The sequence below is a fragment of the Billgrantia lactosivorans genome, assembly GCF_003254665.1.
GTDB classification, from domain to species: domain Bacteria; phylum Pseudomonadota; class Gammaproteobacteria; order Pseudomonadales; family Halomonadaceae; genus Halomonas; species Halomonas lactosivorans.
In genome coordinates, this window is sequence record NZ_QHGY01000001.1 from 60,040 (window position 1) to 72,717 (window position 12,678).

Sequence of the window (12,678 nt, forward strand, 5' to 3'; positions counted from 1 at the left end):
TAAAGGAAAGGCGGCATTAGATGAAAGTGGCTTTCATTGCCAATTCGGTTTGGTATCTCTCCAATTTTCGGGCCTCCACGCTGGAGGCCTTTTCTCGGCAGCATGCCGTTAGCTGCCTGTTTCCCGCACAGGACGATCCCGGCCCGCTGGCCCGGTACGATGTGGCCCTGGCGCCGTTTTTTCTCGATGCCGTTAGCACCCATCCCGTGAAGGAGGGCAGGGCGCTGCTCTCGCTCTTCAACACGCTGCGCCGTGTGCGTCCCGCCGTGGTCTATAGCTTCAACCCCAAGACGAACCTCTACGCGCTGATTGCCTGCTGGTTGCTGCGTTTGCCATGCGTGCCCAACGTTTCCGGCGTGGGGGTGGCGTCGCAGTTGGGTGGGCTGAAAGGGCGGTTGTACCGTGGGCTGGCCGGGTTCTTCTATCGCCGTGCCTGGCACGTGTTCTTCCAGAACCGCCAGGATCGCGAGGCCTTCCTTCAGGCGGGCTGGGTGAGTCAAGGGAAAAGCGAAGTGATCCCTGGCTCGGGGGTGGACCTCTCGCGCTTCTCCCCCACGCCGCGGGAACCCGGTCGGCCGGTGCGCTTTCTGATGGCGGCGCGACTGCTCAAGGCGAAGGGCGTTCCTGAATACCTCCAGGCGGCGCGTGATCTGCAGGCCGCCATGCCGGGGCGGGTGGAGTTTTTGCTGGCCGGTGGTGTGGAGCCCTCCGAGCGCGGCGTGCCGGAAGCGGAATTGGTTGCCTGGGGGCAGGAGCGGGGTATGAGGTTTCTCGGCCACGTGGCGGATATGCCGGCCTTGCTGGGCACGGTAGATTGCGTTGTGTTGCCTTCGTATTACCCTGAAGGAGTGCCACGCAGCCTGATCGAGGCGGCTGCGGGCGGCAAGCTGATCGTTACCACGGCGATGCCGGGCTGCCAGGAGGTGGTGCTGCCCGGTGAGAACGGCTGGTGCGTGCCGCCACGGGACGTGCCGGCGCTTCGCTTGGCCATGCAGCGCGTGGCCAAGCTCGACGCTGCCGGCCTTGCGCGCATGGGCCAGGCGTCACGGGCGCTGGCGGAGCAGCGCTTCGACGAAAACCTGGTGATCGAGCGCTACTGGCAGGTGCTGCCTGACGAGGCCGGTGGGGGAGCCGACATGGAAGGGTTGCGATGATTAGGAGTACGGCCGTGGCCGAGAACTACGAACGCCGCCATTCCCGCTGGTATGAGCAGTTGATGCTGGGTTTGCCGTTCCAGTTGCTAGTGGGCCTGCCGCTGGTGCTGTTGATTCCGGGGCTGGACCGCTGGGGCTGGGGTTTCTGGCATTCGCTATACGATTTTCGCAGCAATACGCTGCTGGCCATTGCCGCTTCTTTCATTGTGATCGCGCTCACCCTGCGCCGGCTCAACCGCTTTCCCGGGGCGCAGATGGTGGCCTATACGCTGCCGACGGTCTCCATCGTGTTCCTGCTGGCGGTGGCGGTGCTGTTCTTCACTCGCGAGCCGTATACCCGGCAAGTGCTGTTTACCGGCTACCTGTGCTGCCTGGCCTGGTTCTATGCCGGCAACTTCCTAGGCCGACGCTACCGGCGCATGAAGTTCGGCGTGGTGCCGGTAGCGCGCGCGGCCGATATGCAGGGTACGCTGCAGTTCGACCTGCGCCGGCTCGAGGCGCCGGAAATGCAGGGCGTACGCTACGACGGTATCGTCGCCGACCTGCACAGCGACGACCTGGGCCCGGAATGGCAGCGCTTCCTGGCCAGGTGCACCCTGGCACACATTCCGGTGTATCACGTCACGCAGATTCGCGAATCGATTACCGGGCGGGTGGAGATCACCCACCTTTCCGAGAACGAGTATGGCGCGCTGCTGCCTTCCGCGTTCTACCAGGGCTTCAAGCGGCTGATCGATCTTGTCGGCGCGCTGGTACTGATCCCGCTTCTGGCGCTGCCTTTGCTGGTCACCGCCTGGTTGATCCGACGCGACAGCCCCGGTCCGGCGCTGTTCGTGCAGACCCGCATGGGCTACCGCGGCCGCCCGTTCAGGGTCTACAAGTTCCGCACCATGTACTGCGACCGCAAGGGGCGAGGTTTCACCGAGGGCGAGGATGACCCGCGTATCACGCCCATCGGGCGTGTGCTGCGCAAGTACCGCATCGACGAGCTGCCGCAGCTGTTCAATGTGTTGAAGGGCGAGATGAGCTTCATCGGACCGCGCCCGGAATCGATGAGCCTTTCCGAGTGGTATGAGAAGGACGTACCGTTCTTCAGCTATCGCCACGTGGTACGCCCCGGGATTTCCGGCTGGGCTCAGGTGGAGCAGGGTTACGCCGCCGAGGTGGATGGCATGATCGAAAAGCTGCAGTACGACTTCTACTACATCAAGCACTTCTCGCTGTGGATCGACGTGCTGATTACGTTCAAGACGTTGAAAACCATCCTGACCGGACACGGGGCGAGATGAGCCGTTGAAACTGGCCACAATGATATACTCGCGCGGGCGCCCGGTTGGGCGCCCGCGGCGTTTGAGGGGCCGCCGTTTCCAGTGCCTTCGCTCTAGCTCATGCTCAGGATGGTCATGAACCGTTTTTTCGCACCCCCCGTTGCCGTGGGGCTGAACCTCGCTGCGCTTTTCCTGATCCTGGCGGTACTGATCGCCACGCCCATTCGCAGCCAGATCTTCGCCGCGCTGCTGATGCTCTATGCCATCGGCTACCTCATCGCAAACCGTGCCACCTTGCGAATCACGCGCTTCGATTGGGCGGTGGTGGGGCTGCTCACCCTGTATCTGCTTTCGCATCTGCCGGTGTTCGTGTTGAGTGGCTACAGTTCGCGCTATCTCTCGCCGGGGTTTCACATGCTGGCCATGGTGCCGATCTACCTGATGCTGCGACACCTGGTCGGTCCGCTGGAGCTGCCACGCTTTCGCCATTGGCTGGAGTGGGGGGTGATCGTCGGTAACCTGGGGGCGTTCGTGCTGGGCATGTATCAATTGGCCTGGCTGGGCGAACGGCGCATCGAAGGCTTCCTGTTCAGCATCAATTTCGGCTATCTCTCCTGTGCCATGGGGTTCCTGGCGCTTGCGCTGGTGCGGGGTTCCGCACGCAAGGGCTGGTTGCTGGCGGCGGGCATCGCGGTGTTGATCGCCTGTGTGATGACACTGTCACGGGGCGCGATACTGGCCATCCCGGTGCTGCTGGTGCTGCTGCTGGCGTTGAACGTGGATCGGCTGGGCTGGAAATTGCCGGTGGGCGTGGTGGCGAGTCTGGTGGGGCTGTCGCTGCTGGCCTATGGCACGGTGGCGGCCATCCAGGAGCGGGTGCACTACAGCATCGAAGAGGTCGTCAACCTGGCCCAGGGCAACGTGGGCGCGGCCGTTTCCAGTGGCGGGCGGCTGCAGCTCTGGAAGGCCGCTTCGCATGCCTTCGCGGAGCGCCCCTTGGTCGGGCTGACCTATGACGAGCGCGAAGCGCAGATCGACGCACTGATCGAACAGGGCGAACTGACAAAGTGGGTAGGGAAAGTCAGCCGGGGCCATGCCCACAGCCAGTATTTCGAGATGGCGGCCACCGGCGGGGTGCTGGGGCTGATCGCGCTGGTCGGCTTCCTGGTGGTGCCGGGCGTCTACCAGCTGCGCCTCTACCTGCGGGATCGCTCCAATGACTACGCGCTTACCGCGGTGTTATTCACCAGCGGCTTCGCTATCTACTCATTGACTGAAGTGGCTATCGACCATGAACTGATGGTCACGTTCTATGCCTACATGCAGGTGACGTTGCTGGTGCTGGCCGTTCAGCATTCACGCGTCGGCTTGGGGCGGCATGCGCAATAGGAGCGTAGCCTGAAGCGTGGACTCAACTGGCCAGTGCTTCGATGACGTTCTGCAGCGCCCGTTTTCCCTGGGCGCTGCCTTTATGCCGGTTCCACCAGAGTTGATGCACGGCTCTCACTCGCATGGTGGCGCGCCGAATACCCAGGGTCTGCGCCATCGCCAGCCGGTGCAGGCCCTTGTTGGTCTTGACCACCTCGCCATGCCGGTCGATGGCGATCCCGAGTGGATCCTTTCCCATGCCGGATTTGAAACCGAAACAGCTCATGTCTTCCATGTAGAGCAGATAGCGTTCCAGATAGCCGATAACGCGTGATTCCGTGTCGAGCAGGATGCCCTGGTGGTGTAAACGCAGCGGTTTACCCTGCTCGATACGATGCATCAGGTTTTGATAAGCGGTGCTGGCTGTCGGATCGAGCCGGTGAGCCCATATATCCTCGATGAAGCGCTGCCGCGGGGTTTCGGCAAGCTCCGGTGTCTTCAGGTCCCAGTCACTAGGCCAGATAAAGAGATTGGAAACCTTCCGGCGTTGGGTGCGATTCGGAAACGAGGCGGGGTAGTCGAGGCCTCGACGCAGTGTTGATGGGTCGATTTCGAGGTTCAACCGGCTGCCGAGGTACGCTTCGACGCTTCGCCGTGGCAGGCCTTGGTTTTCCAGCTGCGCGCCCCCGGGCTTGTTGTCGAGCCAGCGCTCGAACCAGAGGTCTTCGAATGGGCGCCCCAGCCTGCGCTTGAAGCCTTCCTTCAGGCGAAAGGCAACCCGGGAACGCAGCATGCGGTAGCGCAGCGCCGGGTCGTACAGCGGCGGGTAGACTCGCTCCCCGGTTGGCGTCAGTGGCGCGTTGCGCTGCTCGATTTCCGCCCTGACGAGATCGTTCAGCTCGTGCAGGAGCTGCTGGGAAGGGGCCATGTCGGGCTGCTGATGCGACATCGCCAGTAGCCTTGAACCGCTGAATAGTGCCGGGCGCGGCCCGGTGGGCGAATCGACGGTGGCGGTGTCTTCGGCCGCCATCACGCTGACATGCTGCCGAATTGCCAGCTGGGTGCCATGCAGAGCCAGGAGCTGGTTATGTAGCCGGCTGGCGAATATGCTGTACAGCCATTGGCTGGGTGCCGTATCGCTATCCAGCATGGAAAGATTGCGCCAGGCCAGCAGCAGGGTATCGCGGCACACCGCTTCGCGGTGCCTGGGCTGTTCGAGAAATCTTGCTGCCACGCCGAGCAGGCGCGGCAAGCAGGGTTTTAACTGCCGCCCGAAGACGGCAGTATCCTTATCGTGACAGCTGGAGAGGCCGTCACTTGATAGCCCATCGACGCTGGCTGGCGTGGTGGAGATCTTGTCGTTGCTGGCCACGGCGGATCTCGAAAAGGAAAGGAAAAGCGGGCATTCTATAGCAGCGAATCATTGCTGTCTTGATCGACTAGCCCGAGTATCGCATGCGCCGCAGCTCTGCGGGCCGCTATACCTATAACAAAGTTTTTTTAAGCAGGGGGGGAGCGTTGCCTCGAGGTCAGGCGGGCAGGCGGGTTCCGCTCGTGTGCAAAGGCGTGCCCAGCGGCCGTTGCCTGGCGTCAAGGGGACGGAACAAGTAGAAGCCGAACGCATCACTGGCCCATGCAGGCCGTAACGGAGTAGCGAGAGTATGACCGGGAGCGTCGAGTGAAGATCGTGGCCGTCGAGATTGCCGGCCGCAGGCGGAGTTATCTGCTGTTCGAGAGCGGAAACATGCGTGTGCCCCTGACGTTGGCCAAGGATGATCGTTCTCGCCTGATGGAAGAAATGGCCAGTAGCGAATTTTTCTTCGACAAGTCGACAGGGGTGCTGGCCAAGGTCAAGCGTGACAAGTATCGCTGGCAGCAGCGGCCGCTGAGGTGGTTTCTGCGAGACTTCGTCGACAAGCGGTTCTTCTGGCAGTTCGAGGCCCGCAAGGAAGTGCGCAGCAAGAAGATCGTTCAGCAGGCCGGGCTGCGCACGCCGCGCTGCCTGGCCTGGGGCATCTCGCTCAACCCGTTCAACCAGCAGGGGTCTCTGCTGTTGATCGAGCACGTCGACGGTGTTATGACCGGCGAGCAATATTTCGAGGGGCTGAGCGAACCTCACCGTGAACGTTTCCTGGCCAGGCTTTGCGACGATCTGATCAAGCTGGCAGCGGCTGGCTATGTTCATCGCGACTTGCACATGAACAACTTCCTGTGCACGCCCCATGGCGACATCATCTGGATCGATACTCATGTCAAGCCGCTGCCGCTGAACGAGCGTGCTCGTTGGCGGGTGCTCTATCGTTCGATCAGCCAGCACCACCTGCTGGACGTCCACTATCGCGAATCATTGCATCTCTACCTGAAACAACGCTGGCGCTCGGTCTAGCGGCCAGGCCACTTGCGGTGGCGTGTTGCCCTGGGCCAATATGGCGGTGCCGCCGGTGGCGGCACCCCCTGGCCATCAATCGAGACCCCATGCTGCTCCTCGTTGCGTTCGCGACTCTCTCCATTGCCGTATCCTTCCTCTGCTCGCTGCTTGAAGCGGCACTTCTCTCCATGACCCCCAGCTATGTGGCGCAGGTGAAGGATACCCGCCCCAGGCTGCACGAGCGGCTCAACCGGCTGAAGCGCAACATCGACCAGCCGCTGGCGGCAATCCTGACGCTCAATACCGTTGCCCACACGGTGGGGGCCACCGGGGTCGGTGCCCAGGTCGCCGTGGTGTTCGGCGAAGCCTGGCTGGGTGTCGCCTCGGCGGTGATGACGCTGCTGATCCTCTTCGTTTCCGAGATCGTTCCCAAGACCATCGGTGCCACCTACTGGCGGCAGCTCTCCGGGCTGATGGCCCCCACGCTCGAGGGGATGATATGGCTACTCAAGCCGTTCATCTGGCTCTCCGAGCGAATCACCCGGCGCATCGGCAAGGATGCCCACGACACCGACATGCGGGGCGAGATCAAGGCGCTGGCGCAGATCGGCCAGGAGGCGGAGGCGCTCGACCCCGAGGAGACGCGGGTCATCATCAACATCCTCAACCTGCACGATATTCCGGTGCAGAGCGTGATGACCCCGCGCACCGTGTCGGTCACCATCAAGGCCGGCATGACGGTGGAGGAGTTCGATCGTGAGCTGGGGCGCTCGCCCTTCACGCGGTTCCCGGTGATGGACGGCGGCGAGCAGGCGCTGGGCTACGTGCACAAGGCGGACACCTACCATGCCGAGGGCAATGTCGACCTCAAGACGCTGATGCATCCGGTCAAGACGGTGCTCGCCGACGACAACGTCGAGCAGGTGTTCACCACCATGGTGCTGGATCGCCAGCACCTCTGCGTGGTGTATGACGACCTCGGCACCTGGGTCGGCATCATCACCCTGGAGGACATCATCGAGACCATCCTCGGCCAGGATATCGTCGACGAGACCGACAACGTCGCCAACCTGCGCAAGTACGCGCGCCAGCGCTGGACGAAAACCCTCAAGAAGGTTAAGGAATAATTCTCCCCCGCCCGCAGGGTGCTGGCTCCCATGCTGCTCGAGATCCTCATCGTCCTGGCCCTGATCGTGTTGAACGGCCTGCTTGCCATGTCGGAGCTGGCGATCGTCTCCTCGCGGCCGCTACGCCTCAAGGCGCGCGCTGCGGCCGGCTCGCACGGCGCCCGGATCGCCCTGGCGCTCTCCGAGGACCCGGGGCGGTTCCTGTCGACGGTGCAGATCGGCATCACCCTGGTCGGCGTGCTCTCCGGCGCCTTCTCGGGGGCCACGCTGGGCATCCGCCTTGCCGAGGTGCTGCCGGCGCTCGGGGTGCCCGCCCGCTTCGCCAATCCGGTGGGGGTCGGCGTGGTCGTGATGGCGATCACCTATCTCTCGCTGATCGTCGGCGAGCTCGTGCCCAAGCAGGTCGCGCTGGCCAACCCGGAGGCCGTCGCGGCCCGCGTGGCGCCGGCGATGCGGCTGCTCTCGCGCGTTGCGCTGCCGCTGGTGTGGCTGCTGGATGGCTCGGGCAAGTTCGTGCTGCTGCTGCTCGGCCACTCGGGCAAGCGCCAGGTGAGCGTCAGCGACGAGGAGATCCGGATGCTCATCACCGAGGCGGAGGGCGCCGGCACCATCGAGAAGGGGGAGACCCGCATGATCGCCGGTGTCATGCGCATCGCCGATCGCAGTGCGCGCGGCTTGATGACGCCGCGCCACGAGGTCGAGATGGCGGACGTCGACGATAGCCATGCCCAGATCGTCGCCCGCTTCCGGCGCTGCGGGCGCTCGCGCCTGCCGCTGCGCGATGGCGGCCAGGACGACATCGTCGGCGTCGTGCAGAGCCGCGAACTCCTGCATGCCGCGGAGGCGGGCTTCGACCCCCGCTCGCTGGCGCGGCCCGCGCCGGTGGTACACGATGCGCTGCCGGCCATGCAGGTCATCGAGCAGCTCAAGGCCGCCCCCGCGCAGATGCTGCTCGTCTACGACGAGTACGGCCACTTCGAGGGCATCATCACCCCGATGGATATCCTGGGGGCGATCACCGGCGGGTTCGACGACACGGAGGCGGACGAACCCAAGCTGATCGAGCGTGCGGACGGCTCGTTGCTCGTCGCCGGCTGGATGCCCGTCGACGAGTTCGCCGACCACCTCGACCTCACGCTGGACGAGAGCCACGACTACGAGACCGTGGCCGGCCTCGTCTTGCACTTGGCGGCGGAGCTGCCCAAGGTGGGCCAGCACGTCGTCATCGGCGATTGGCGGATCGAGGTCGTCGACATGGATGGCCGGCGCATCGACAAGCTGCTGGTGCAGAGGCTGCCTGCCGCGCCGTCGAGCTGACCCGGCGCGGCGCTTCTACAACCCGGCGTCAGGGGAGGTGCCCCCACACCACGAAATGCGGGTTGAGATGGCGTTCGGGCGTGGCGTAGCTCAGCGCCTCGCCGTGCAGGGTTTCCACGCGGCCACCGGCCTGCTCGACCACCGCCTGGGCGGCGCCGGTATCCCATAGGCAGGTAGGGCCGAGGCGGGGATAGACGTCGGCCTGCCCCTCGGCCACCAAACAGAACTTCAACGAGCTGCCCATCGGCACCAGATCGTGTTCCCCCAGCGTTGCCAGCCAGGCCGCCAGGTCGGGGCCGGCATGCGAGCGGCTGCCCACCACTCGCCATCGTGTGCCTGGGGAGGGTCTGCCGGCGGCGCGGATGGACGTTCGCTCTCCCGCTGCATCGATCTTGAACGCACCAACACCCCGCGCCGCCAGGTAGGTGCGCCGCAGCGCCGGCGCCACCACCACGCCCAACACTGGCTTGCCATGCTCGATCAGCGCGATATTGACGGTGAACTCGTCGTTGCGCTTGATGAACTCCTTGGTGCCGTCGAGGGGATCGACCAGCCAGTACTGCCCCTCGTCGTTCGGCCCCGTGAAGGCCTCGATATCCTCCTCGGAGAGGATCGGTATGGCCTCCGGCAGTGCCTTCAGCCCCGCGACGATCACCTCATGGGCGGCCTTGTCGGCCTCGGTGAGGGGGCTGTCGTCTTCCTTCACTTCGACCGTGAAACCACGGGCATAGACCCGCATGATGGCCTCGCCGGCTTCCCGGGCGATGCGCTCTACGGCGTCGAGCAGCTCAGCGTGGTTGGCGGGCATTCGTGAGTTCCTGGCTAAACATCGCTTTCATCTCGAGAATTACGCTGATTCTACGCTGATTCCGAGGAGGACTCAGTTGACGCCAATGCCTTCTGCAGCAGCGCGGGCTGGCGCGGCAGCAGCCCGACCCTCAGGCCAAGCGGCCGGAACACCCGGTTCATGACTGCCAGCGAGACGTTGCCCTTGCCCTGCTCCATGTCCGACAGGGTGCGCCGGCTGACGCCGACCAGCTCGGCGTAAGCCTGCTGCGAAAGGCCCAGCGTATGGCGGCGCAACCGGCGCAGCGCTTCACCTTCCTCGATGGCACCTTCCGCCAGCTCCCGAACGACGGCCAGCAGCGCCTGCTCACGCGCCTCCGGCGATAGCGTGCGCTTTTTCATGACAGCTCTCCGTTCACAGCAACCCCCAGCGTGCCAGTCGCGTTTCCAGCGAGCCCAGGCCGACGGCGGGCATGTCGAGTATGCGCTTCGGCACACCACGCTCCGCCAGGCGATCGCGCAGCCCGATGAGTCGGGAGGCGGTGGTACGCAGGGCCGTCAGTGTGCGCTCCGACGGCGCGAGGTGATCCAGGGCCTGGGCGATGGCGATCCAGTCGAACTCGCCCCCCTCCTCGAAAGGCGAGCCCCAGCGCGTGGTGCGGGTGACGCCTTCGGGGTCGGCCTTCATCGGAGCGAAATCGTACACCGGGGCATGCCAGATGCCTTCGGGGCGCTTGATGAGTGCCGCGTTGCGACCATGATTGTCGGAGTTGCCGAAGGCCACGTTGAGCAGGTCGCGCTTGACCCATTCGATGACGAACTCGGCACGGTCGAAGGGTTCGGCGCTTTCCACAACGCGATATTGACGCTCGAGCCGGGCGACGAGCATCTCCAGAACGCTGACGTGTTCGAGCAGCGTGCCCGGAGCGGCGCCGAACAGGGCATAGATCGATTCGAGCCCATGCCGTACGAGCCCCGTCGAGCGCATTTCCACATCGAAGCGCGGCAGCCAGAGGGAAGGGTAGCGCTGACCCTCGATCAGCCGCATGCGAGAAACATCGATGGTCTCGATGCCAAGCGCATGCAGTTCCCGATAGTAGTGGTACTCGGCGCGCAGGATGTCGCAGTCGTCGGGGCTGCGCCGCCCGCGGGGGAACTTGACCAGGTAGTGGTCGTCCGTATTGGCGGGGTCGTCCTGCCAGGTGTCGATCCAGATTCTGTCTCGTCCATCGCAGCGCACCAGCAGCTTGGGGGCTTCGCCTCCCGCCCCGGTGGCACCCCCACTGGCCGCCCCCATCTGCTGGGCATACTCGAGGAAGTCGGTGTGTCGCTCCACCACGTCATCGAGCGTGAAGCGATGCTGCTCCAGCCGCGAGCCTGGCTGGCGCTCCGGCACGGCTTCCCTGATGCGCAAATTGCCCACCGGGGCGATGGTCCCGTGGCGCAGCAGCTCACTGTCCTGTTCGCCTGCCGACAATGCCTGGATCCCCAGGTGCGCGACCCAATACCGGCGACTGGCGCCGGCGGGCATGATGTCTTCGAGGAACCCGAACCAATGTGGAGCCTCGTGGGTGAGCATCAGTTCCACGGGGAGCGTCAGGCTGCAGGCGTGCTCGTCGTCCCGCGACAGCCACTCCAGGGCATACGCCTGGCCATAGCTCAGCCGCGCAGGGCCGTGGGTGCCGCGCGCCGGCTGCGGAATGGTCAAGGTGGCGGCATCGTGCCAGCGTTGGTCCAGGTAGATCTGTATGGTGAGCTGCATGTGCGAGGCTTATTGTGCATGATTACGCTCAATTGTAGCCGGGGTTCCAAATAATGTGTATTTGGTTGCTCACTTTTTTGGTTTGTGGGTAAAAGTGAGCATTATACTGCGCATTATTCATTTGTGCTGCAAATATGTGAGGTGTTGACTGCACGTTTCAGCGGCTTTGGCCTAACAGCACGCTGGTACAGAACGTCTAGCGTTGGGAAGTCATATTGTAACGGAATGTTTACTTGATCGTGTTCATGCCTATAATGGCACAGGCCTAGGGAAACCTGGCCACAGTGACCAGAACAATGATGATAACGGTTGGCCAAGAGTTACTACGACCATGCGCAGTCATGCGCGGATCCGTCATCTTTGCTTGATACTCTCGGCTGACGTACTGACGCAGGACAGCGCATTCATGGCATTCATCTCCTTTGCCAGCAGCGAGTTCCCCGAGCGTGAGCGTCTCGAGGCGGCTCAGGACTGCTATGCCGCCATGGCCAACGTCGATCTCGCCGTGCCGCGCGGCGAGTCACCTGACATTACCGCTCGCATCCGTCTGTTGCCCGGTGTTTCCATCGCTTATGTGGAGTGCTCTTCGCTGGTGGCCCAGCGCAAGCCGGTTAACCTGGCCGACGGCAACGACGATATCTCGCTATTGCTGAATCCCGGTGGGCAGGGTGGCTGGGAATCGTCCCAGCCCAGCCTTGGCGAGGTGAGCTGTCGCGCGGGCGAGGGCTGCCTTGGTTTCAACGAGGTCCCCGGGCGCGTTGCCTTTCGCGGCCCTGGAGCACGTTTCCTGAGCATCGGTTTTGCACGTCGACTGCTGGTCCCGCTGCTGGGCGGCAACCCACCCTTGGCGATGAACAAGTTGATTCGTACCGAACCCCTGGCGCGTCTGGCCCGGTTGGCTCTCGAGCTGACCTCGGGGAGAGCGTTGTCCTTCGCTCAGGACACATCACGGATGGCTGACCAGGCGCTGGACTTGGCGGCGCTGGCGCTGGGGGCTACCCCGGACGCGGCACATCACGCCAGGGGGCGTGGGCTGCGTGAGGCGCGCCTGCGTGCCATCAAGGCCGATATGCTCGCTCTTGCGTCGCGTGGCGACCTGAGCCTGACGCAGGTGGCGGCGCGCCATGGCGTCTCGCCCGGCTACCTGCGGGCGCTGTTTCGCCAAGAGCAGACCACGTTCACCGATTACCTGCTGCGACTACGCCTGCAACTGGCGTGGCGACGGCTGGTGGAGCCGCGACTCGGACAGCGCTCCGTCAGCGACATCGCCTTCGCTTCGGGTTTCAACAATCTTTCCTGGTTCTACCGCGCGTTCAAGCAGCACTTCGGCGTGACGCCCAGCGAGATCCGTGCCGGGGCTGCCATGGACGTTCTGCGTCCAGCTCCGCCGGGATGAGGGTGCCGGGAAGAAAAAGTGACGGGATGTGACGCTGAGTGGAGGATGAGGCGAAAGGGTGTTGGTAGGCTCATGCCATTCCATTAGCGAGAATTAAAACGATAATCCGGCGCGGCTGAGCTCCGTGTCCTG

At 63.9% G+C, this 12,678-nt stretch carries 11 protein-coding genes; 7 read left to right on the top strand and 4 right to left on the bottom strand.

Features of this window, described 5'->3' with window-relative positions; all coding sequences use genetic code 11:
* Nucleotides 1-20 precede the first annotated feature (20 nt).
* The 3 genes from DIS04_RS00260 (at nucleotide 21) to DIS04_RS00270 (ending at nucleotide 3,811) form a co-directional block, all read left to right on the top strand.
* Entirely contained in the window at nucleotides 21-1,154 is a 1,134-nt protein-coding gene (locus DIS04_RS00260) for a glycosyltransferase family 4 protein (protein WP_111411722.1), read from the top strand.
* Complete coding sequence (locus DIS04_RS00265) at nucleotides 1,151-2,443, top strand: exopolysaccharide biosynthesis polyprenyl glycosylphosphotransferase (RefSeq protein WP_111411723.1); 1,293 nt, start codon at nucleotides 1,151-1,153, stop codon at nucleotides 2,441-2,443. Before DIS04_RS00260 ends, DIS04_RS00265 begins: the two co-directional genes overlap by 4 nt.
* A gap of 114 nt (nucleotides 2,444-2,557) precedes the next feature.
* Nucleotides 2,558-3,811: an O-antigen ligase family protein gene (locus tag DIS04_RS00270; RefSeq protein ID WP_162622989.1), complete on the top strand. Its 1,254-nt coding sequence runs from the start codon at nucleotides 2,558-2,560 to the stop codon at nucleotides 3,809-3,811.
* A 22-nt stretch (nucleotides 3,812-3,833) separates the two neighbouring features.
* Here DIS04_RS00270 and DIS04_RS00275 read toward each other — a convergent pair whose 3' ends face one another.
* Entirely contained in the window at nucleotides 3,834-5,162 is a 1,329-nt protein-coding gene (locus DIS04_RS00275) for a sigma-70 family RNA polymerase sigma factor (RefSeq protein ID WP_162622990.1), read from the bottom strand.
* 306 nt (nucleotides 5,163-5,468) lie between these two features.
* On the opposite strand from DIS04_RS00275, the gene DIS04_RS00280 reads away from it, so the two are divergent.
* From DIS04_RS00280 to DIS04_RS00290, 3 genes are all read left to right on the top strand, one after another.
* Complete coding sequence (locus tag DIS04_RS00280) at nucleotides 5,469-6,176, top strand: lipopolysaccharide kinase InaA family protein (RefSeq protein ID WP_111411726.1); 708 nt, start codon at nucleotides 5,469-5,471, stop codon at nucleotides 6,174-6,176.
* An 89-nt stretch (nucleotides 6,177-6,265) separates the two neighbouring features.
* Nucleotides 6,266-7,285, top strand: a complete 1,020-nt coding sequence (locus DIS04_RS00285; protein ID WP_111411727.1) for a CNNM domain-containing protein — start codon at nucleotides 6,266-6,268, stop codon at nucleotides 7,283-7,285.
* Between the two features lie 30 nt (nucleotides 7,286-7,315).
* Complete coding sequence (locus tag DIS04_RS00290) at nucleotides 7,316-8,602, top strand: hemolysin family protein (protein WP_111411728.1); 1,287 nt, start codon at nucleotides 7,316-7,318, stop codon at nucleotides 8,600-8,602.
* 28 nt (nucleotides 8,603-8,630) lie between these two features.
* Here DIS04_RS00290 and cysQ read toward each other — a convergent pair whose 3' ends face one another.
* From cysQ to DIS04_RS00305, 3 genes are read right to left on the bottom strand one after another with little or no spacing between them, the layout of a single operon-like run.
* Nucleotides 8,631-9,410, bottom strand: coding sequence for a 3'(2'),5'-bisphosphate nucleotidase CysQ (gene cysQ / locus DIS04_RS00295; RefSeq protein WP_111411729.1), 780 nt, complete (start codon nucleotides 9,408-9,410; stop codon nucleotides 8,631-8,633).
* A 50-nt stretch (nucleotides 9,411-9,460) separates the two neighbouring features.
* A complete protein-coding gene (locus tag DIS04_RS00300) occupies nucleotides 9,461-9,790 on the bottom strand; it encodes a helix-turn-helix transcriptional regulator (protein WP_111411730.1) in 330 nt (109 codons plus the stop codon).
* Between the two features lie 13 nt (nucleotides 9,791-9,803).
* Nucleotides 9,804-11,150: a type II toxin-antitoxin system HipA family toxin gene (locus tag DIS04_RS00305; RefSeq protein ID WP_111411731.1), complete on the bottom strand. Its 1,347-nt coding sequence runs from the start codon at nucleotides 11,148-11,150 to the stop codon at nucleotides 9,804-9,806.
* A gap of 331 nt (nucleotides 11,151-11,481) precedes the next feature.
* On the opposite strand from DIS04_RS00305, the gene DIS04_RS00310 reads away from it, so the two are divergent.
* On the top strand, nucleotides 11,482-12,546 hold the full coding sequence (locus DIS04_RS00310; RefSeq protein ID WP_245904441.1) for an AraC family transcriptional regulator: 1,065 nt from the start codon (nucleotides 11,482-11,484) through the stop codon (nucleotides 12,544-12,546).
* Nucleotides 12,547-12,678 lie beyond the last annotated feature (132 nt).

What these genes read in the sequence shown, in the direction of transcription:
- DIS04_RS00310 (WP_245904441.1), top strand. Translation starts at nt 11,482, where the DNA reads ATGCGCAGTCATGCGCGGATCCGTCATCTTTGCTTGATACTCTCGGCT.
- DIS04_RS00285 (WP_111411727.1), top strand. Translation starts at nt 6,266, where the DNA reads ATGCTGCTCCTCGTTGCGTTCGCGACTCTCTCCATTGCCGTATCCTTC.
- DIS04_RS00265 (WP_111411723.1), top strand. Translation starts at nt 1,151, where the DNA reads ATGATTAGGAGTACGGCCGTGGCCGAGAACTACGAACGCCGCCATTCC.
- DIS04_RS00270 (WP_162622989.1), top strand. Translation starts at nt 2,558, where the DNA reads ATGAACCGTTTTTTCGCACCCCCCGTTGCCGTGGGGCTGAACCTCGCT.
- cysQ (WP_111411729.1), bottom strand. Translation starts at nt 9,410, where the DNA reads ATGCCCGCCAACCACGCTGAGCTGCTCGACGCCGTAGAGCGCATCGCC.
- DIS04_RS00305 (WP_111411731.1), bottom strand. Translation starts at nt 11,150, where the DNA reads ATGCAGCTCACCATACAGATCTACCTGGACCAACGCTGGCACGATGCC.
- DIS04_RS00290 (WP_111411728.1), top strand. Translation starts at nt 7,316, where the DNA reads ATGCTGCTCGAGATCCTCATCGTCCTGGCCCTGATCGTGTTGAACGGC.
- DIS04_RS00260 (WP_111411722.1), top strand. Translation starts at nt 21, where the DNA reads ATGAAAGTGGCTTTCATTGCCAATTCGGTTTGGTATCTCTCCAATTTT.
- DIS04_RS00300 (WP_111411730.1), bottom strand. Translation starts at nt 9,790, where the DNA reads ATGAAAAAGCGCACGCTATCGCCGGAGGCGCGTGAGCAGGCGCTGCTG.